At 71.0% G+C, this 17,461-nt stretch carries 18 protein-coding genes and 1 pseudogene; 10 read left to right on the top strand and 9 right to left on the bottom strand.

The window, feature by feature from the left end; genetic code table 11:
* Nucleotides 1-63: 63 nt before the first annotated feature.
* Together ABZT06_RS30435 and ABZT06_RS30430 are read right to left on the bottom strand one after the other, a co-directional pair.
* Nucleotides 64-876: a DUF3558 domain-containing protein gene (locus ABZT06_RS30435; RefSeq protein ID WP_355747883.1), complete on the bottom strand. Its 813-nt coding sequence runs from the start codon at nucleotides 874-876 to the stop codon at nucleotides 64-66.
* Nucleotides 877-1,129: 253 nt separating this feature from the next.
* A complete protein-coding gene (locus tag ABZT06_RS30430) occupies nucleotides 1,130-1,945 on the bottom strand; it encodes a DUF3558 domain-containing protein (RefSeq protein ID WP_355747880.1) in 816 nt (271 codons plus the stop codon).
* 205 nt (nucleotides 1,946-2,150) lie between these two features.
* Between ABZT06_RS30430 and ABZT06_RS30425 the strand changes: the two genes are divergently transcribed.
* The gene (locus tag ABZT06_RS30425; protein WP_355747877.1) at nucleotides 2,151-3,344 is read left to right on the top strand and encodes an RtcB family protein; all 1,194 of its coding nucleotides are present in this window, start codon (nucleotides 2,151-2,153) and stop codon (nucleotides 3,342-3,344) included.
* 7 nt (nucleotides 3,345-3,351) lie between these two features.
* Here ABZT06_RS30425 and ABZT06_RS30420 read toward each other — a convergent pair whose 3' ends face one another.
* Both ABZT06_RS30420 and ABZT06_RS30415 read right to left on the bottom strand, forming a co-directional pair.
* Nucleotides 3,352-3,486 carry a hypothetical protein gene (locus ABZT06_RS30420; RefSeq protein WP_020120703.1) on the bottom strand — a complete coding sequence of 45 codons (135 nt, stop codon included), beginning with the start codon at nucleotides 3,484-3,486 and terminating at the stop codon, nucleotides 3,352-3,354.
* On the bottom strand, nucleotides 3,483-4,259 hold the full coding sequence (locus ABZT06_RS30415; protein ID WP_355747874.1) for an SDR family NAD(P)-dependent oxidoreductase: 777 nt from the start codon (nucleotides 4,257-4,259) through the stop codon (nucleotides 3,483-3,485). Before ABZT06_RS30415 ends, ABZT06_RS30420 begins: the two co-directional genes overlap by 4 nt.
* A gap of 136 nt (nucleotides 4,260-4,395) precedes the next feature.
* On the opposite strand from ABZT06_RS30415, the gene ABZT06_RS30410 reads away from it, so the two are divergent.
* The gene (locus ABZT06_RS30410) at nucleotides 4,396-4,830 is read left to right on the top strand and encodes a nuclear transport factor 2 family protein (RefSeq protein WP_355747871.1); all 435 of its coding nucleotides are present in this window, start codon (nucleotides 4,396-4,398) and stop codon (nucleotides 4,828-4,830) included.
* Nucleotides 4,831-4,852: 22 nt separating this feature from the next.
* On the opposite strand, the gene ABZT06_RS30405 is transcribed toward ABZT06_RS30410, so the two are convergent.
* The gene (locus ABZT06_RS30405; RefSeq protein WP_355747868.1) at nucleotides 4,853-5,188 is read right to left on the bottom strand and encodes a YnfA family protein; all 336 of its coding nucleotides are present in this window, start codon (nucleotides 5,186-5,188) and stop codon (nucleotides 4,853-4,855) included.
* 130 nt (nucleotides 5,189-5,318) lie between these two features.
* Here ABZT06_RS30405 and ABZT06_RS30400 point away from each other — a divergent pair, with 130 nt between their 5' ends.
* Nucleotides 5,319-5,777 carry a hypothetical protein gene (locus ABZT06_RS30400; protein WP_355747865.1) on the top strand — a complete coding sequence of 153 codons (459 nt, stop codon included), beginning with the start codon at nucleotides 5,319-5,321 and terminating at the stop codon, nucleotides 5,775-5,777.
* 258 nt (nucleotides 5,778-6,035) lie between these two features.
* On the opposite strand, the gene ABZT06_RS30395 is transcribed toward ABZT06_RS30400, so the two are convergent.
* A complete protein-coding gene (locus tag ABZT06_RS30395) occupies nucleotides 6,036-6,860 on the bottom strand; it encodes an AraC family transcriptional regulator (RefSeq protein ID WP_355747862.1) in 825 nt (274 codons plus the stop codon).
* 72 nt (nucleotides 6,861-6,932) lie between these two features.
* On the opposite strand from ABZT06_RS30395, the gene ABZT06_RS30390 reads away from it, so the two are divergent.
* The 5 genes from ABZT06_RS30390 to ABZT06_RS30370 all read left to right on the top strand — a co-directional run bounded on the left by ABZT06_RS30390 (nucleotide 6,933) and on the right by ABZT06_RS30370 (nucleotide 11,724).
* Nucleotides 6,933-7,529, top strand: coding sequence for a TIGR03086 family metal-binding protein (locus ABZT06_RS30390; protein ID WP_355747859.1), 597 nt, complete (start codon nucleotides 6,933-6,935; stop codon nucleotides 7,527-7,529).
* A gap of 253 nt (nucleotides 7,530-7,782) precedes the next feature.
* Complete coding sequence (locus tag ABZT06_RS30385; protein WP_355747856.1) at nucleotides 7,783-8,874, top strand: LLM class flavin-dependent oxidoreductase; 1,092 nt, start codon at nucleotides 7,783-7,785, stop codon at nucleotides 8,872-8,874.
* A complete protein-coding gene (locus ABZT06_RS30380; RefSeq protein ID WP_355747853.1) occupies nucleotides 8,871-9,500 on the top strand; it encodes an FMN reductase in 630 nt (209 codons plus the stop codon). The genes ABZT06_RS30385 and ABZT06_RS30380 overlap by 4 nt, the downstream gene beginning before the upstream one ends.
* Before the next feature lie 73 nt (nucleotides 9,501-9,573).
* Nucleotides 9,574-10,299: a response regulator transcription factor gene (locus tag ABZT06_RS30375; protein ID WP_355747850.1), complete on the top strand. Its 726-nt coding sequence runs from the start codon at nucleotides 9,574-9,576 to the stop codon at nucleotides 10,297-10,299.
* The gene (locus ABZT06_RS30370) at nucleotides 10,300-11,724 is read left to right on the top strand and encodes a HAMP domain-containing sensor histidine kinase (protein WP_355747847.1); all 1,425 of its coding nucleotides are present in this window, start codon (nucleotides 10,300-10,302) and stop codon (nucleotides 11,722-11,724) included.
* Nucleotides 11,725-11,978: 254 nt separating this feature from the next.
* Here ABZT06_RS30370 and ABZT06_RS30365 read toward each other — a convergent pair whose 3' ends face one another.
* The 3 genes and pseudogenes from ABZT06_RS30365 to ABZT06_RS30355 form a co-directional block, all read right to left on the bottom strand.
* Nucleotides 11,979-12,827: a PaaX family transcriptional regulator C-terminal domain-containing protein gene (locus ABZT06_RS30365; RefSeq protein ID WP_355747844.1), complete on the bottom strand. Its 849-nt coding sequence runs from the start codon at nucleotides 12,825-12,827 to the stop codon at nucleotides 11,979-11,981.
* Between the two features lie 52 nt (nucleotides 12,828-12,879).
* The gene (locus ABZT06_RS30360) at nucleotides 12,880-14,253 is read right to left on the bottom strand and encodes an alpha/beta fold hydrolase (RefSeq protein ID WP_355747841.1); all 1,374 of its coding nucleotides are present in this window, start codon (nucleotides 14,251-14,253) and stop codon (nucleotides 12,880-12,882) included.
* Nucleotides 14,250-15,594: pseudogene (locus tag ABZT06_RS30355) on the bottom strand (MFS transporter). Before ABZT06_RS30355 ends, ABZT06_RS30360 begins: the two are co-directional and overlap by 4 nt.
* A 149-nt stretch (nucleotides 15,595-15,743) precedes the next feature.
* Between ABZT06_RS30355 and ABZT06_RS30350 the strand changes: the two are divergent.
* The gene (locus ABZT06_RS30350; RefSeq protein WP_355747838.1) at nucleotides 15,744-16,382 is read left to right on the top strand and encodes an RNA polymerase sigma factor; all 639 of its coding nucleotides are present in this window, start codon (nucleotides 15,744-15,746) and stop codon (nucleotides 16,380-16,382) included.
* Complete coding sequence (locus ABZT06_RS30345) at nucleotides 16,379-17,425, top strand: CU044_5270 family protein (protein ID WP_355747835.1); 1,047 nt, start codon at nucleotides 16,379-16,381, stop codon at nucleotides 17,423-17,425. Before ABZT06_RS30350 ends, ABZT06_RS30345 begins: the two co-directional genes overlap by 4 nt.
* Nucleotides 17,426-17,461 lie beyond the last annotated feature (36 nt).

Raw genomic sequence — 17,461 nt, 5'->3', positions numbered from 1 at the left:
CGCGCAACAGAGTGGCACATATGTGCTGCGCACGGATGGCCGGTACTGGCCGTCAGTGTTTCTTCAGCTCGTCTTTGCGGCCGACTTGGACGGAGATGCCGACTTCGACGCGGACGGGGACGCCGACTTCGAGGGTGCCTTGGACGGTTCCTTCGACGGGGCCTTCGAACCCGACGCGGACTCCGACGGGGCCGGGGACTTGCCACCCTCACCGTTCGCCGCCGACACCGAGGTCACCGCCTCCTTGGCGGCCTGCTCCGCGAGCTTCGTGAGGCCGTCCACGCTGGGCGCCTTGTCACCGGCCAGACCCGCGCCGTTGTAGTCGACGGTGACCACGACGTTCTCCACGCGCGTGACGACCGTCTGCTGCTTGAAGGCGCCTTCCTTCTTCTTCAGGTCGTACCGCACCAGCGTCGCCGCGTCACCCGTCCCGGAAACCGACTGCGACTTGGTGTTCTTCGCACCGGCCACCGACTGGGCGTCCTGGATCTGCTGCTCGTAGTACTTCTGCGCCTGCGCCTCACCCGTACCGCGCGAGGTGTCCGACTCGAAGCGCAGCAGCGAGACGTTCAGCCAGCGGAACTGGGAGCCCTTCACGCCGTTGTTGTCGAGGCTGCTCCAGGAGCAACTGCCGCGCGTACCCGCCTCCGACGTGCCCTTCTTGCCGGCCTTCGCAGCCTCCGGGACCAGCGACTTCAGAGTCTTCGAGGACAGCACCTTGCACGACTCCGGCAGCGACTTGTACGCCGCCGCCTGCACCGTGGGCGCCGCGCTCGCGGAGGCCGACACCGTCGCACCGGCGCCTGCGGCCTTGTCGCCACCGCTGCCGGAGCCGGAGTCGCCGGAGTCGGAGGAGCAGCCGGCGGCGATCAGCATCACCGGGACTGCGGCCGCGCAGACAAGGACGCGGTGAAGACGCTTCGCTCTCCCCCACTGCCCGAAAGACGTGGGAGGGGCCCCCAGAACACCCTGGTCACGCTCTGCTCGTCGCTGCATGGTTCCTTCACTCATGACGCTTGTGGTTCCTGCCGTCGGATCGGGTCCGAGGGGCCACGGTACGCGGTGAGGATGCTGTGCGGTCCAGCATCGAAGGCTTTGTGCGCACGGGTGAGGGGTGTGTGGAGAGCACTCAGCCGGACAGCGACCCGGCCAGCTGTGAGGCCAGTTTCCGGGCGTTGTCCTGCATTTCCTTACTGTCCGGGGTGACGCCGATCGTCGTCGGCTGCTCCTCGTACTCGATGGTCACGATCACGTTGGACGTGCGGAACGCCACAGTCACCTTGCGCTGCTGGGCCGTCGAACCCGAGTTGCTCAACGCGTCGTCCAGGAACGCCTCGTCGCCCAGATCGTCCAGGACGCGGGGCTGGACCTCGGCCGGGGTGGCGGAGGCCGAGCCACCCGGACTCGCGGAACCGCTCGCGGTGGCCGTCGGGGACGCCGAGGCGCTGGCGGTCCCGCTCGCCGCCACGTCCGAGGTGACGCCGGACGTCGCCCCCGGCGGCAGATCGGCCTTCTCCTCGGCCTGCGCGAAGAGTTGCTGCGCCTGGGTGTCGTCGCTGACGGCGTTGTCGTACGACACCACCCGTTCGAAGTCGACCGAGAGGTACTCGGTGGCGTCCGTGGCCTCCACCTTCCAACGGCAGCCGACCTTGCGGTCGGTGTCGTAGGTGAGCGTGGCGTCGCCCGCGTAGGCCTTCGTGCGCTGGTTCTCGTCGGCGATCTGCTGGATGCCGGGCAGCAGCGCGTCGAGGGTGCTCTGACTCACCACGCCACAGGCCTCGGGCAGCGTGCGGTACTTGCCGGGCTCGGCCACGACGGAGGCGGTGCCGGCGTCACCGGGGTTGGCGTCGTCCGTCGTGCCGTCGCCACCGGAGCTGCTGGTGCAGCCGGCCAACAGCGCCGCGAGGAGGGCGGCGACGCCGGGTACGTAGGCCTTCCGCTGCACGGTGGGGCTCCTCTCGGAATGACTCCGGCTCGTGGGGATCTCAGTGTCCCCGCAGGTTATTCGCTTGCCGCACGGGGGTGTGCCCTGGAGACAATGTGTATCGCACGCACTGCCGTGAACGCCGGTCCGTCATCCCATACGTCGACCTTGGCACCGGTTTTGCGACTTAAGACTTCTGTTTGTTTTCCGGGGGATTGAGGACGATATGTCGTACGTGGAGATGCCGGGCGCCAAGGTCCCGATCCGTATGTGGACCGACCCGGCGACGGTGGAGGACGTGGCGCTCCAGCAGTTGCGGAACGTGGCCACCCTGCCGTGGATCAAGGGGCTGGCGGTGATGCCGGACGTCCACTACGGCAAAGGGGCGACGGTCGGGTCCGTCATCGCGATGCAGGGTGCGGTGTGCCCGGCCGCGGTGGGCGTGGACATCGGCTGCGGGATGTCAGCGGTGAAGACCTCGCTGACGGCGAACGACCTGCCGGGGGACCTGTCCCGGCTGCGGTCGAAGATCGAGCAGGCGATTCCGGTGGGGCGGGGGATGCATGACAGTCCCGTTGAGCCGGGGCGGTTCCATGGGTTGGCCACTGCTGGGTGGGACGACTTCTGGGGGCGGTTCGACGGGGTTGCGGAGGCGGTCAAATTCCGTCACGAACGGGCCGGAAAGCAGATGGGAACGCTCGGATCCGGAAATCATTTTGTTGAAGTCTGCACGGATACGACCGGCTCTGTCTGGCTGATGCTGCACTCCGGTTCCCGGAACATCGGCAAGGAACTGGCTGAGCATCACATCGGCGTGGCCCAGAAGCTCCCGCACAACCAGGGGCTGGTCGACCGCGACCTCGCCGTGTTCATCGCGCAGACCCCGCAGATGGTGGCGTACCGCAACGACCTGTTCTGGGCGCAGGAGTACGCGAAGTTCAACCGCACGATCATGATGGCGCTCCTCAAGGACGTGGTCCGCAGGGAGTTCAAGAAGGCGAAGCCGACCTTCGAGCCGGAGATCAGCGCACACCACAACTACGTTGCCGAGGAGCGTTACGACGGGATGGACCTGCTCGTGACCCGCAAGGGCGCGATCCGGGCCGGTTCCGGCGAGTACGGCATCATCCCGGGCTCCATGGGGACGGGGTCGTACATCGTGAAGGGCCTCGGCAACGAGAAGGCCTTCAACTCGGCCTCGCACGGCGCGGGTCGGCGTATGAGCCGCAACGCGGCCAAGCGGCGGTTCTCGACGCGGGACCTGGAGGAGCAGACGCGGGGCGTGGAGTGCCGTAAGGACTCCGGTGTCGTGGACGAGATCCCGGGCGCCTACAAGTCGATCGACCAGGTCATCGACCAGCAGCGGGACCTGGTGGAGGTCGTGGCGAAGCTGAAGCAGGTCGTGTGCGTGAAGGGCTGAGCCGCGCTCACTTCGGCGCGTGCATCACCGCGTAGATCATGACGAACGCCACGATGTGGATGCCGAAGAGGAAGTAGGCGAGCCACCACCACATGTGGCGTTCGTCGTGGGGGTCTTTTCTGTCCTTCTCGGGCCCGGTCACAGGTCTCGGTGGACCTTTGTGTTGGAGGCCTGGGCGCGGGGGCGCAGGACCAGGAGGTCGACGTTGACGTGGCTGGGGCGGGTGACCGCCCAGGTGATGGTGTCGGCCACGTCGTCGGCGCTGAGGGGCTCCGCGACGCCCTGGTAGACCTTCTCCGCCTTCTCCTGGTCGCCGCCGAAGCGGGTCAGGGCGAACTCGTCGGTCTTGACCATGCCGGGCGCGATCTCGATCACGCGGACCGGGCGGCCGACGATCTCCAGGCGCAGGGTCTCGGCGAGGACGTGGGCGCCGTGCTTGGCGGCGACGTAGCCCCCGCCGCCCTCGTAGGTGCCGTGGCCGGCCGTGGAGGAGACCACGACGATCGTGCCGTCGCCGCTCGCGTCGAGCTTGGGGAGCAGGGCCTGGGTGAGGTTCAGGGTGCCGATGACGTTCGTCTCGTACATCGTGCGCCAGTCGGCCGGGTCGCCGGTGGCGACCGGGTCGGCGCCGAGGGCTCCGCCGGCGTTGTTGACGAGGACGCCGATCGTCTTGAAGGCGGAGGCGAACTCGTCGACCGCGGCCCGGTCCGTCACGTCCAGCGGATAGGACGTCGCCTGGTGGCCCGCCGCGTTGATCTCCTCCGCGAGCGCCTCGATGCGGTCCTTGCGGCGGGCGGTCAGGACGACGCGGTAGCCGGCCGCGGCGAGCTGCCGGGCCGTGGCGGCGCCGATTCCGCTGCTCGCACCGGTGACGACGGCGATGCGGGAGGCGGCGGACGGTGCGGCGGTGGCCATGGGCTGCTCCTCGGGCGTGCGGATGTCGGGCTCCTCGCCAGGATAGGCGCGGCGCGGTCCGTCGCTCCGGGCGGTCCGGATCGCGGGCCGGTGAGAGCATTGAGGTGGGTGATCCTCTGAGATGCGGAGGTGGACCATGGGAGAAGCGCGTGAGGTCATGGACCGGCTCACCGAGGCGGTCACGCACCCGGATCTGAAGGCCCTTGGCGAGTTGTACGCGGAGGACGCGGTCGCCGTCACCCCCGACGAGGGGGAGATCCACGGGCGCGACGACATCGTCGCGTACTGGCGGCAGATGACGGAGGCGGTGCCGGACGGCACGTTCGAGACGCTGCACTCCTACGAGGCCGGGGACACGGCGATCGACGAGGGCGTCTTCAGCGGACGCAACACCGGGCCGATCCAGCTGCCCACCGGGGAGACGCTCCCGGCGACGCAGAAGGAGATCAGGATTCGCGGGGTCGACATCGCCACGGTGCGGGACGGCCGGATCGTGGACTACCGGCTCTACTTCGACGAGATGGAGTTCCTGGGACAGCTCGGGCTGCTGCCCGACGACGAGGCGTCCTGAGTGACGTCCTGAGCGCGGCCGCTCAGTCGCCCCGCGGGGCGTACATGATCACCGCCATGCCCACCAGGCAGATCAGCGCGCCCGTGATGTCCCAGCGGTCGGGGCGGTAGCCGTCCGCCGCCATGCCCCACAGGATCGAGCCGGCCACGAAGATACCGCCGTACGCGGCGAGGATGCGGCCGAAGTGGGCGTCCGGCTGGAAGGTGGCGACGAAACCGTAGGCGCCGAGGGCGAGGACGCCGCCCGTCGTCCACATCCAGCCGCGGTGCTCCCGTACGCCCTGCCAGACCAGCCAGGCGCCCCCGATCTCGAAGAGGGCGGCGACGACGAAGAGGGCGGCGGAGCGGGCTACGAGCATGTGGGCCAGCTTCGCATGCCGGTTCGCCGGTGCCGCTGTCACCTGATGGAGGGCGCCTGCCGGCCGCCGTACGTGGGATACATCCATGCGACCACGGCGGTTCGGGCGGCTGGAGCGAGGAGTGGGTGGCATGCGGATGCTTGCGGCGTGGGGCGCGGTGGTGGTGGCGCTGGTGGGCGGGGGTACGGCGGTCGCCGTCGGCGAGCCCGAGGCGGATCTGGCGTATCACGGGGCCGCGTCCCTCGCGGGGGAGCTGGCGGACGTGCGGTTCACGCCGCGCAATCACGGACCTGCCGCCGTGCCGGACGCGACCGTACGGCTGCGGTGGTCCGAGCCGCTCGTGAACGAGCAGACGCTGCCGCAGGGGTGTGCGCGGTCGGAGGAGCGGGTGGTGCTGTGCCGGGTGGGGGCGCTGGCGGCGGACGGGGTGGGGGAGCGGGTCGCGATGCGGGTGCGGTTGCGGGGGGTGCCGTCGGAGGTGCTGCTGGAGATCGACACGGTGTGGGGTGGGGGGACGGTGGACCGGAACCGGGAGAACGACCGGCAGCGGGTGCTGGTGCTGGACAGCGGGGACGAGTACTACTTCTGACGGGCTGCGAGGGCCGTTCTTGGTCGCGGGTGAGTGGGGACCAGGCGCGCAGGACCCCGTTGAGCCGGCGGGGCTGGTGGACGAGGGGGTGCTGACGCTCCGGGTGGCCGAGACGTACGCCCTGGACGCGGTAGTCGGTGAGCGCCTTCACGATCCACTCGGCGCGGGTGCGGACGACCGTGCCGGAGTAGCCCGCCATGGCGGCGGCGAGCAGGGTGACGGCGGTGTGGGCGACGGACATGGGCGCCGGGCCCGGGGTCAGCCCGCGGACGCTTGGGCGTACGCCGTCGGCGGGATTCCGACCGTTGCTGTGAAGTCCCGGACCAGATGGGCCTGGTCGGCATAGCCGAGGTCGGCGGCGAGGGTGGCCCAGTCGACCTCGCCCCGGGTGCCGGCGAGCTCCAGGGCCTCGTGGATGCGGTAGCGGAGGATGACCCACTTCGGACTCACGCCGACGTAGGCGGAGAAGAGCCGTTGCAGCCCCCGTACCGAGAGTCCCGCGGTGGCGGCGAAGTCGTCGACGCGGCGTACGGTTCGGTCGTCGTGGACGTGGCCGGCGAGGGCCGTGGCGAGGTCGGTCTGCGGGTCGGGGGCGGCCGGGGCGAGGGGGAGCAGGAAGGCGTCGAGTGCGGCGACGCGGGCCTCGTCGGTGGCGGGGGTCACGACGGAGCGGGCGGTGGCGGGACCGGCCTGCGGGAACACCTCGTGGGCGGGCAGTACGCGGCCGGTCCAGTGGGACACCGGGTGTTCGGGGGCGTACGGGCGGAAGCCGCCGGGGCGGAACTTCACCCCGCAGACCCGGCCTCGGCCGGTGAGCTTCCTGGTGTAGAGGCCGCCGGGGATGCCCGTCAGCTCGGCGTAGGGCGCCCCCTCGTCCTGCTCGTCCTGCTGGAAGGTGAGGTGGACGGACGGGTGCGGGACGACGTGGGAGACGTAGGGCTCGGGCAGGTCCCAGTCGATGAACCAGTACCGCTCGACGTACCGGCGCAGCGGCTCGGCGGGCTCGTGACGACGGAACCTCACCCGGGTCAGCAGCCCGGCCGGGTCGACGATCCCGCGGGTGTCGCGGCGGGGGGCGGCCATGTGCGGATCGTACGTCGGTGGGCGTCGCGTTTCTTCAAGAAGGGCGAGGGGCGGTCTTCGTACGGTCGGGGCATGGACACGAACGCGGTGAAGAAGACGTACGGCATCGGTGAGCTGCTGGGGGTGGCCCGGGAGCGGGCGGTTCCGGTGGTGCGGGGGATCGCGGACACGGCTCTCGGGGCTGCCACGCCCTGTGCGGAGTACGACGTGCGGGGGCTCGTCAATCACCTCTTCCAGGTGGTCGAGCAGTTCCAGCGGCTGGCGGCGAAGGAGCCGTCGGACTTCGGTGAGGCCGCCGCCGACCGGGTGGGCGAGGGGCCGGACTGGCGGGAGCGGTTCGTGGTGGAGGCGGACCGGCTGGTGTCGGCCTGGTCCGCGGCCGGTGCGGAGGACGGGGTGACCGGGGCGATGGGGATGCCGGCGCGGTTGGTCGGTTCTATGGCGCTGCTCGACCTGACCGTGCATGTGTGGGACCTGGCGCGGGCCACGGGTCAGGAGTACGGGGAGGCCGACGGGGCGGTGGTGGAGGAGCTGACGGGTGCGGTGGCTCAGCTCGCTCCCACGGCCAGGAAGATGGGGGTGTTCGGGGAGCCGGTGGCGGTGGCGGAGGGTGCGTCGGCGTTCGAGCGGTTGCTTGCGGGCACGGGGAGAGATCCGCGCTGGGTTTGACTTGGGCGTGAGGTGCGGCTTGGTGAGCGCGGGGGGTTGTGTTTTTCGGGTGCGGGCCGGTGGGGGCTTGTCGCGCAGTTCCCCGTGCCCCTGGGTGGGTCGGGGTGGGGCGGGGTGTGTAGGTGCGGGGCGTTCCGGCGGCTTGTCGCGCTCCCCGCGCCCCCGGGTGGGGTGGGAATAGGTGGGGGTCGGGTCTCGTTCTCCGGGTACGCGGTTATAGTTGAACCGTCAACAACCTGGAGGGTGAGCGACCATGCAGTTCGGGATCTTCAGCGTCGGCGATGTCACGCCGGACCCGACGACCGGCCGTACGCCGACCGAGCGTGAGCGGATCAAGGCCATGGTCGCGATCGCGCTGAAGGCGGAGGAGGTCGGGCTCGACGTCTTCGCGACCGGTGAGCACCACAACCCGCCGTTCGTGCCGTCGTCGCCGACCACCATGCTCGGGTACATCGCGGCGCGGACCGAGAAGCTCATCCTCTCGACCTCGACCACGCTGATCACCACGAACGACCCGGTGAAGATCGCCGAGGACTTCGCGATGCTCCAGCACCTGGCCGACGGCCGCGTCGACCTGATGATGGGCCGCGGGAACACCGGCCCGGTCTACCCCTGGTTCGGCAAGGACATCCGCGAGGGCATCAACCTCGCCATCGAGAACTACGCCCTGCTGCGCCGGCTGTGGCGCGAGGACGTCGTGAACTGGGAGGGCAAGTTCCGTACGCCGCTCCAGGGCTTCACGTCCACGCCGCGCCCGCTGGACGGGGTCGCGCCGTTCGTCTGGCACGGGTCCATCCGCTCGCCGGAGATCGCCGAGCAGGCCGCCTACTACGGTGACGGGTTCTTCCACAACAACATCTTCTGGCCGGCCGACCACACCAAGCGGATGGTCGAGCTGTACCGGGCCCGCTACGCCCACTACGGGCACGGCACGCCCGAGCAGGCCATCGTGGGCCTCGGCGGCCAGGTGTTCATGCGCCGCAACTCGCAGGACGCGGTGAAGGAGTTCCGGCCGTACTTCGACGTCGCGCCGGTGTACGGGCACGGGCCCTCCCTGGAGGACTTCACCGAGCAGACCCCGCTGACCGTCGGCTCCCCGGAGCAGGTCATCGAGAAGACGCTGAAGTTCCGCGAGTACGCCGGCGACTACCAGCGCCAGCTGTTCCTGCTGGACCACGCCGGACTGCCCCTGAAGACCGTCCTGGAGCAGCTCGACCTGCTCGGCGAGGAGGTCGTCCCGGTGCTGCGCAAGGAGTTCGCGGCGGGGCGCCCCGCGGACGTCCCGGAGGCTCCCACCCACGCGTCCCTGCTGGCCGCCGAGCAGAACAAGGAGGTCGTCGCATGAAGCTCGTCGTCGTGTCCGCGGGACTGAGCGTGCCCTCGTCCACGCGCCTGCTGGGAGACCGGCTGGCCGCCGCGGTGGGCCGCACGGCCGAGGTGGACGTGCACGTCGTGGAGCTGCGGGAACTCGCCGTGGAGATCGCGCAGAACTTCACGAACGGCTTCCCGGGCCGGGCCCTGGCCGCCGCGCAGGACGCGGTGGCCGGAGCCGACGGGCTGATCGTCGTGACCCCGGTGTTCTCGGCGTCGTACAGCGGACTGTTCAAGTCGTTCTTCGACGTGCTCGAGCCGGAGGTGCTGGCCGGGAAGCCGGTGCTGGTCGCCGCGACCGGCGGGACGGCCCGGCACTCCCTGGTCCTGGAGCACGCGCTGCGGCCGCTCTTCGCCTATCTGAAGGCCGTCGTCGTGCCGACCGGGGTGTACGCCGCCTCGGAGGACTGGGGGGCCGAGGGGCTGGACGGGCGGATCGAGCGGGCGGCGGGAGAACTCGCCGCGCTGATGGCGGGGCTGTCGGGCGGGGCGTCGGCCGGGGTGCCGGTCGGGCGGGAGCCGCGTGCGGCCCGGCCGGACGCGTTCTCGGCGGTGGTGCCGTTCGAGGAGCAGCTCGCGGCGTTGCGTCCCACCGGGTGAGAGGCCAGTAAGAAGGGCAGCAGGTGAGCAGCTCATCACACGTACGACTCAGTGGGCACGGCACACTGAGGGTGTGCCCCAAAATGTGCTGCTCGCCGAAGACGACCGCGCCATCCGCCATGCCCTGGAGCGCGCCCTGATCCTGGAGGGCTACCAGGTCACCGCGGTCGCCGACGGGGTCGAGGCGCTGGCACAGGCCCACAAGACGCCGCCGGACGTGCTCGTCCTCGACGTGATGATGCCCGGGATCGACGGACTCCAGGTCTGCCGGGTGCTGCGCGCCGAGGGCGACCGCACACCGATCCTCATGCTGACGGCGCTCGTGGAGACCCAGGACCGGATCGCCGGTCTGGACGCGGGCGCCGACGACTACGTGGTCAAGCCGTTCGACGTCGAGGAGGTCTTCGCCCGGCTGAGGGCCCTGTTGCGGCGCACCAGCCCGGACGGGATGGCCCCGGTCGGCGCCGCTCCCAAGGCCGTCGTGCCCGAGCTGCCCGAGGGGCGGATCGAGGCGGCCGGGCTGCGCATGGACATCCAGGCGCGGCGGGCCTGGCGGGGGACGCGCGAGCTGGAGCTGACCCGCACCGAGTTCGAGCTCCTTGAGCTGCTCGTGCGCAACGCGGGCATCGTGCTCGACCACTCGACCATCTACGACCGTATCTGGGGCTACGACTTCGGGCCCGGCTCCAAGAACCTCGCCGTGTACGTCGGCTATCTGCGCCGCAAGCTCGACGAGCCCGGTGCGCCGCAGCTGATCCACACGGTGCGTGGCGTGGGTTACGTGCTCCGGGAGGACTGAGTGGGGCGGCTGGCTCGGCTCTGGGCCCGGCCGCGGCCCCGGCTGCTGTCCCTGCGGACCACGTTCGCGGTGTCCTTCGCCGCGGTGACGGCCGCGGTGACCGTGCTCGTCGGTGTGCTGTCCTACAGCGCCGCCGCCCGTCTGGTGCGGGTGGACCAGGAGTCCGTGTTCGACCAGGTCGTGCAGGACCTCCGGGACGAGGTGCGCCAGCACCGGATGGCGCCGGAGGACTTCTCGTCCTCGGCGCCCGGTCATGACCTGGTGCGGCCCGCCCGTACGGATGTGCAGGTGCTGGGAGCCACCGGGGCGGTCGCCGATCCCGGGCGCCCCGGGCTGCCGGTGGTCTCCGGTGACCGGCGGATCGCCGCCGCCGGTACGGCCGGGCGGATGGTCCTGCACAAGGAGGTCTCGGTCGGCAGCGACGTGTACCGGATCGCCACCGTCTCGCTGGGGGGCGGGCGGGGCGCCGTGCAGGTCGCCCAGGAGTTCAGTGACACCGAGGACCTGCTGCGGGCGCTGCAGCAGCGGACGTTCCTGCTCATGGTGGCGGTCGTGGTGGGCGCCGGGTTGTTCGGGTGGTGGCTGGCCCGGCGAATCACCCGGCGGCTGGTCATCCTCACGTCCGCCGCGGAGGACGTGGCGCGGACCCGGCGGCTCGGGATCGAGGTGCCGGTCACCGGGTACGACGAGGTGGGGCGGCTGGGGCGGGCCTTCGACCGGATGCTGGGCCGGCTCGCGCAGTCGGAGGAGGACCAGCGGCGGCTGGTGCAGGACGCGGGGCACGAGCTGCGGACACCGCTCACGTCGTTGCGTACGAACATCTCGCTGCTGCGCCGGATCGACGAGCTGCCGCCCGCCACGCGCGAGGACCTCGTCGCCGATCTCACGCAGGAGGCACGGGAGTTGACCGACCTGGTAAACGAGCTGGTCGACCTCGCGGCGGGGCAGTCGGACAACGAGCCGCCGCAGCGGGTGGATCTCGCCGATGTCGCGGACGAGGTGGCGGGGCTGGCCCGGCGGCGGACCGGGCGGGAGATCCTGGTGCACGCGAGCGGGTCGACGGTGACGGACGGGCGGCCGGCGAGTCTGCAGCGGGCCTTGTCGAACCTGGTCGAGAACGCGGTGAAGTTCGACCGGGACGGTACCGCTGCGATCGAGATCTCGGTGTCGGGGATCACGGCGGCGGGGCCCGTGCGGGTGGAGGTGCTGGACCGGGGGCCCGGGATCGCGAACGCGGATCTCGTGCGGGTGTTCGACCGGTTCTACCGGGCGGCGGACGCGCGGTCCCTGCCGGGGTCTGGGCTGGGGTTGTCGATCGTGCGGGAGGTGGCCTTGTCGCACGGGGGTGCGCCGTTCGCGTTTCCCCGGGACGGGGGTGGGACGGTGATCGGGTTCACGGTGGGTGGGGATGCGTTCGGGGGTTGAGCGGGTGCGCCCCTGGGGGTGCCGGGTTCGGTCGTCGGGCGGGTGCGGGTTCGTGGGGGCGGGCGTTTTGCGCAGTTCCCCGCGCCCCTGAGGGTGCCTGCGGCGGCCCGTGCGGGTTGGTGGGGGCAGGCGTTTTGCGCAGTTCCCCGCGCCCCTGAAGACGCGTCCACTGCACCTACTCAAGGGGCGCGGGGAACTGCGCGACCAGCCACGACGCACCCGCACCAGTCCGACAACCTGCGCCGGCACCCCCTCTACGGCTGTCGGCGCAGGGGGGTTGTCTCCAGGGCCGCCCGTGCCGCCTTCAGCGCCGGGTGGGTCTGGTCTGCGACGCGGTGGAAGGTCTCCTGTGCGGTGCGGGCCGGCCAGGCCGGGGGGAGGTGGCGGGCCGGGAGTCGAGGGTCCGTGCGGATCGTGCGGAGCCAGTCGCTGACCAGGCGCAGGCGGGTGCCGATCGGGTCGTCGTCGGTGCCGTTGCCGAGGTTGGCGCTCCAGCGCTTGTCGAAGGCGGCATAGCGGGCGGCGATGGACTCCAGGTCCCAGGTGTCGCGGATCATCTGCTCGATGTCGGTCACCTCGGCGGCCTGTGCGTGGAAGATCTTGACGTGGGCAGTCAGCCCGAGGTCGGTGACCACAGCGGAGACGTCCACGTGGCCGGGGGCGATCCACAGGCCGCTGTACAGGGCGCCGAACCCGGACCAGGTGAGCCGTGAGCGCAGGTCGTGGCGCTGGCGTTTCCAGGAGTCGGGCAGGGAGAAGCCGAGCAGGGTCCAGGAGCCGTCCCAGTCGTCGTTGACCGCGCCCTGTTTCCATATGCGGGTGCGGCCGTCGATCAGGACGTGGGTGGCCTGCGGGGTCAGGCCGAAGAACATCTTGCGGCCCTCGCGCTGACGCTGGAGCAGGCCGCGGTTGACCATGCGGGTGAGGGTGGAGCGTACGGCCTGTTCGCCCACACCGACGCGGCCCAGGACGTCGATGATGCTGCCCGAGTAGACGCCCAGGTCCCCCTCCTCCAGGACGTGGTTGCCGAAGAAGGTGAGCATGAGCGACTGCGGGCGCGGCTGCGGCCCGTCCGCGGTGTCCAGGATGTCGTCGTCCTCCACGGGGGCAAGGGTACGACCGCCCGCCGACCGTGCGGCAGGCGGTCGTACGAGGTCAACGGCGGTCGGCGGGGTGGGCAAGGTCGTACGGGCGCAGGTAGGGGGTGGGGCGGTACGAGACATAGCGGGTGGGGGTGGTGGGGTCGGCCGCGGTGGCGCGGGCGTTGAGGGACGCCGGGTCGGTGCCCTGCCAGCTGCCGGTGGTCAGGCGGTCCTCCAGGGTGTGGAGGACGGCCAGTTGCTCGGCGGTGCTGAAGGTGCAGTGGCCGGCGTTGTCGACGTACGCCTGGCGGAGCAGGGGAGCGGAACCGGCCGCGGTGACCGCCCGCTTCAGCGCGCTCTCCGTCTGGACGGGCACCAGGGGGTCGCCGATGGTGTGGATGTCGAGCTGGGGCTTGGTCAGCTTGCCGGTGAAGCTGCTGGTGGTGCTCATCCAGGCGACGGCGTTCCGGTCGGCCTTGATGCGCGGGGCCCGGTTGAGGGCGGCGAGGTCCTTCTTCAGCGAGAGGCCGGCCTTCTTGTAGAGGGCGGTGACCTCCTTGCGGACGGAGGACTCGCCGAGGAGCCGGGCGTAGTCGACGCCGGTGTTCCAGGACATGTTGCCGCCCGCCCGCACCTCGGCCTCCTGGCGCCGGGTGAAGGCGGCCACCTTCAGCAGGCCCTTGACGGCGTCGTACTGGTTGGCCTGCTGGGTGTCCCAGTCGGTCGCGGCGGGGCGGGTCTGGGTGGGCGCGTTCCAGACCGGGATGTTGTGCAGGGCCGCGGCGAGGGCGATACGGGCCCGGCCCTCGGCCGTCGACTGGGCGGAGTCGACCTTGGCGGTCAGGGCGTTCGCCGCGTCGGTGGCGGCCTGCTGCGTCGGGAGGTTCACCAGGGGGACGTCGGAGCCCAGGAGCGTCTTGAGGGCGAACGCCGGGTCCAGAGTGTTGTTCCAGTTGGCCACACCGCCGTGGACCAGGCCGCACATGGAGAGCGAGCCGTCGATCTCGTCCGGGTGGCGCTCGGCGATCGCGGTGGTGACCAGGCCGCCGTACGACCGTCCCCAGGCGATGGTGCGGGAGGCCTGGCCGAAGCGGTCGGTGAAGGTCTTCAGGGTGGCCATCTGGTCGGGGACCGCGTCCGTCACCGCCCAGCCGGTGCTGGCGTACGAGGAGCCGATGAGGGCGTAACCCTGCTGGAGGAGAAGCGCCTTGGTGGGGGCGTCCGGGGCGTCCTGGGCAGGGTTCGCCGGGCCTGCGTTGTAGCCGTGGCTGAACAGGAGGACGGTGCCGTTCCAGGTGGTGGGGACGTCCATCATGTACGTGGCGCCGGAGGGGAGTTGGCCGTCCACGTGGGTGGGGCCCGTGTCGGCGGTCGCCGTGGCCGCCGGTGCGGTGGTGAGGGTGAGCAGCAGGGCCGCTGCGCAGGCGATGCGGGTGCTGTGCCTCATGCGGTGATCTCCTCCGTGTGGGGGGGTGGTGGGGAGTTCGGGGGCGGGGTCGTCGCCGAGTGACGTACGGCTCGTCTCGCGGACGAACCACACCGTCAGCGCGGTGATCAGCGAGCCGCCGCACAGCAGGAGGGCGACGGGGGTGCCGTTGCCGCTGCTCGCGACCAGGCTGCCGGCGATCATCGGCGAGAAGCCGGCGCCGACGAGGGTCGCGCCCTGGTAGCCGAGGGAAGCGCCGGTGTAGCGGACCTTGGTGCCGAACATCTCGCTGAACAGGGCGCCGAGCGGGCCGTACATCAGCGACTGGGAGATGCCGTGGCCGATGACCACGGCCAGGATCAGGGCGCCCGACGACTTGGAGTCGACCAGCGCGAGGACGGGGAAGGCGGTGGCGGCGGACAGGATCGCGCCGGTGAGGACGACCGGGCGGCGGCCGATCCGGTCGGAGAGCGCGGACGTGCAGGGCAGGACGACCAGGGCGACCGCGGCGGAGACGGTGAGCGCGGTGAGCACCTGCGGGCGGGGATAGCCGATGCCGGTGGCGTACGCGATCAGGTAACTGGTCAGCAGGGACTGGGCGGTGAAGGCGCCGATGCCGACACCGCAGGCCAGCAGGACGGGCTTCGGGCGGCGCAGGACGTCGAGGACGGGGAGCCTCGACTCGGCGCGGTCCTTCTTCACCTCGGCGAACAGCGGGCTCTCGACCACCTTGAGGCGGACGAACAGGCCGACGCCGAGCAGCAGCACGCTCACCAGGAACGGCACGCGCCAGCCCCAGGCCGCGAACTGGTCCTTGGGGAGGGTGGAGACCAGGGCGACGACGGCGGCGGAGATCAGGGAGCCGAGCGGGGCTCCCATCTGAGTGAAGCTTGACCACAGGCCGCGGCGCTTCTCGCCCGCGTGCTCCACGACCATGAGTGTGGCGCCGCCCCACTCGCCGCCGATGGCGATGCCCTGGACCACGCGCAGGGTGATCAGCAGGACCGGGGCCCAGACGCCGATGGTGTCGTACGTGGGCAGCAGGCCGATGAGGAAGCTGGCGCCGCCCATCAGGCCCATGGTGAGCAGCAGCATGTTCTTGCGGCCGAGGCGGTCGCCGAAGTGCCCGAAGACGATGCCGCCGATCGGGCGGGCCACGTATCCGGCGGCGAAGGTGCCGAACGCGGCGATGGTGCCCACGGCGGGGTCGGCGCCGGGGAAGAACAGTTCGCCGAAGAGGATGGCGGCGACGGTGCCGTAGACGAGGAAGTCGTAGAACTCGACGGCGGTGCCGAGCAGGCCGGAGAGGGCGACTCGGCGGAGTTGGCGGGTGCGTTCTGATGCGGTGGGGGACGGGGGCATCGCGCTCTCCCTTGAGCGGGGGAAGGACACCGCGAAATTAGGCTGTCTGGTGACTGCCGTAAATAAAGTGCACAACATTGATAGGCTCGTGACAGGAGAGTGTGACGTGCATCACTGGAACTCGGTGATCCCGTCGGGCAGTTGAGTGCGTGACCACAGATATGCGAACCCGGATACGGGCCGGGGATCCGGACGCCTTCGCGGAGCTCTACGACGCGTGCGCCCGCTCGGTGTACAACCACGCCTTCCGGCTGACCGCCGACTGGTCCGTGGCCGAGGACGTCATGTCGGCGACCTTCATGGAGGCCTGGCGGCGCCGGGACTCGATCGAGGCCGACGGGGGATCCCTGCGGCCCTGGCTGCTCGGCATCGCCACGAACGTCTCCCGCTCCCACGGGCGCGGCAACCGGCGTTACCGGGCCGCGGCGAGCGCGGCGGCCTCGGCGGGCGTCGCGGAGGTCGCCGACCACGCGGAGGAGATCGCCGGGCGGGTGGACGACCGGCGCCGGATCGCCGCCACACTGACCGCGCTCGCCTCCCTGCGGCGTCCCGAGCGCGAGGTGCTGGTGCTGTGTCTGTGGGAGGGGCTGGAGTACGCCGACGCCGCCCGGGCCCTCGGCATCCCCGTCGGGACCGTCCGCTCCCGGCTGTCCCGGGCGCGCGGCAGGCTGCGGAAGCTGGCCGAGGTCGAACTGGCACGAAAAAGACGGGAACTCGGCAGCGCAAACCGGCAGATAACAGGTGATCGCGAGTACGTGATCCGGTCCGCACAGGAAGGAAACCGATGAACGCCAGCCCCTCCCAGCCGCACCCGGCCGAGTGGACGGAGACCCAGGGTCTTCTGCCCTCCGTGGAGCGGGATCTGCCGGCGGGCCGCCACCAGTTCCACAAGGAGCAGATGATGGTCCAGATCCGCGAAGACCTGCGTACGACCTCTGTTGTCCCCGCGCGCCGCAACCCGTTCCTGCGCCGGGCGGTCCTGCTGCCCGCGCTCGCCTGCGCCCTGGCCGGCGCGGTGGTGGGCGGCCTCGCCCTGACCGGCGGCGGTGACGGGAAGGCCGACCTGGCCACCGGGCCCGCGCTGACCACCCGGGTCGGTGCCGCCGACGCCAAGGGCGCGGCCCCCCTGCTCGACCACATCTCGCTGGCCGCAGCCGACATCTCCCAACCCGGCGTGCGCGAGGACCAGTTCCTCTACATCGCGTCCAAGGTCGCCAACACCTACCCGAAGACCGTCGACGACAGGACCACGGTGGTCAGCGAGAAGCTGCACTCCCGCCAGGTCTGGCAGTCCCCCGACGGCAGGAACGGCTGGCTGATCGAGCCGGGCAACACGAGCGAGGACGGCATCACCCTGGCCGGTCCCAACCCGCTGAGCTCCGCCTACGACAGGCTGGCGAAGCTGCCCACCGACCCCGAGGCCCTGCTGCGGAAGATCTACCAGGAGTCCGACGCCGACAGGGACCCGGAGGTGCCGCGCGACCAGGCCGCCTTCGTCGCGATCGGAGACATGCTGACCGAGAGCTACCCGCCCGCGGACCTCACCGCCGCGCTCTACAAGGCCGCGGCCCGGATCCCCAGGGTCGTGGCAGTGGACGACGCGGTCGACGCGGTGGGGCGCCACGGGATCGCCGTGGCGCGGCTGGACGAGCAGAACGGGCAGCGCACGGAGTGGATCTTCGACAAGAAGACCTACGCGTTCCTGGGCGAGCGCACTGTCCAGGTCGAGTCGGACGGGACCTTCAAGAAGGGGACGGTGACCTTCACCCTCGCGATCACCCGGCGGGCGGTCGTCAACGAGATGAAGGAGGTGCCGGGACAGGCGGGCTGAGCTGGGGGCCGGGCGCGGTGGAGCGCGCCCGGCAGC

Origin of the sequence: Streptomyces sp. NPDC005483, assembly GCF_040606035.1 — a bacterium.
Lineage (GTDB): Bacteria > Actinomycetota > Actinomycetes > Streptomycetales > Streptomycetaceae > Streptomyces.
The sequence above is the reverse complement of the archived record's forward strand: the minus strand, read 5'-3'. Positions and strand labels throughout refer to the sequence as shown.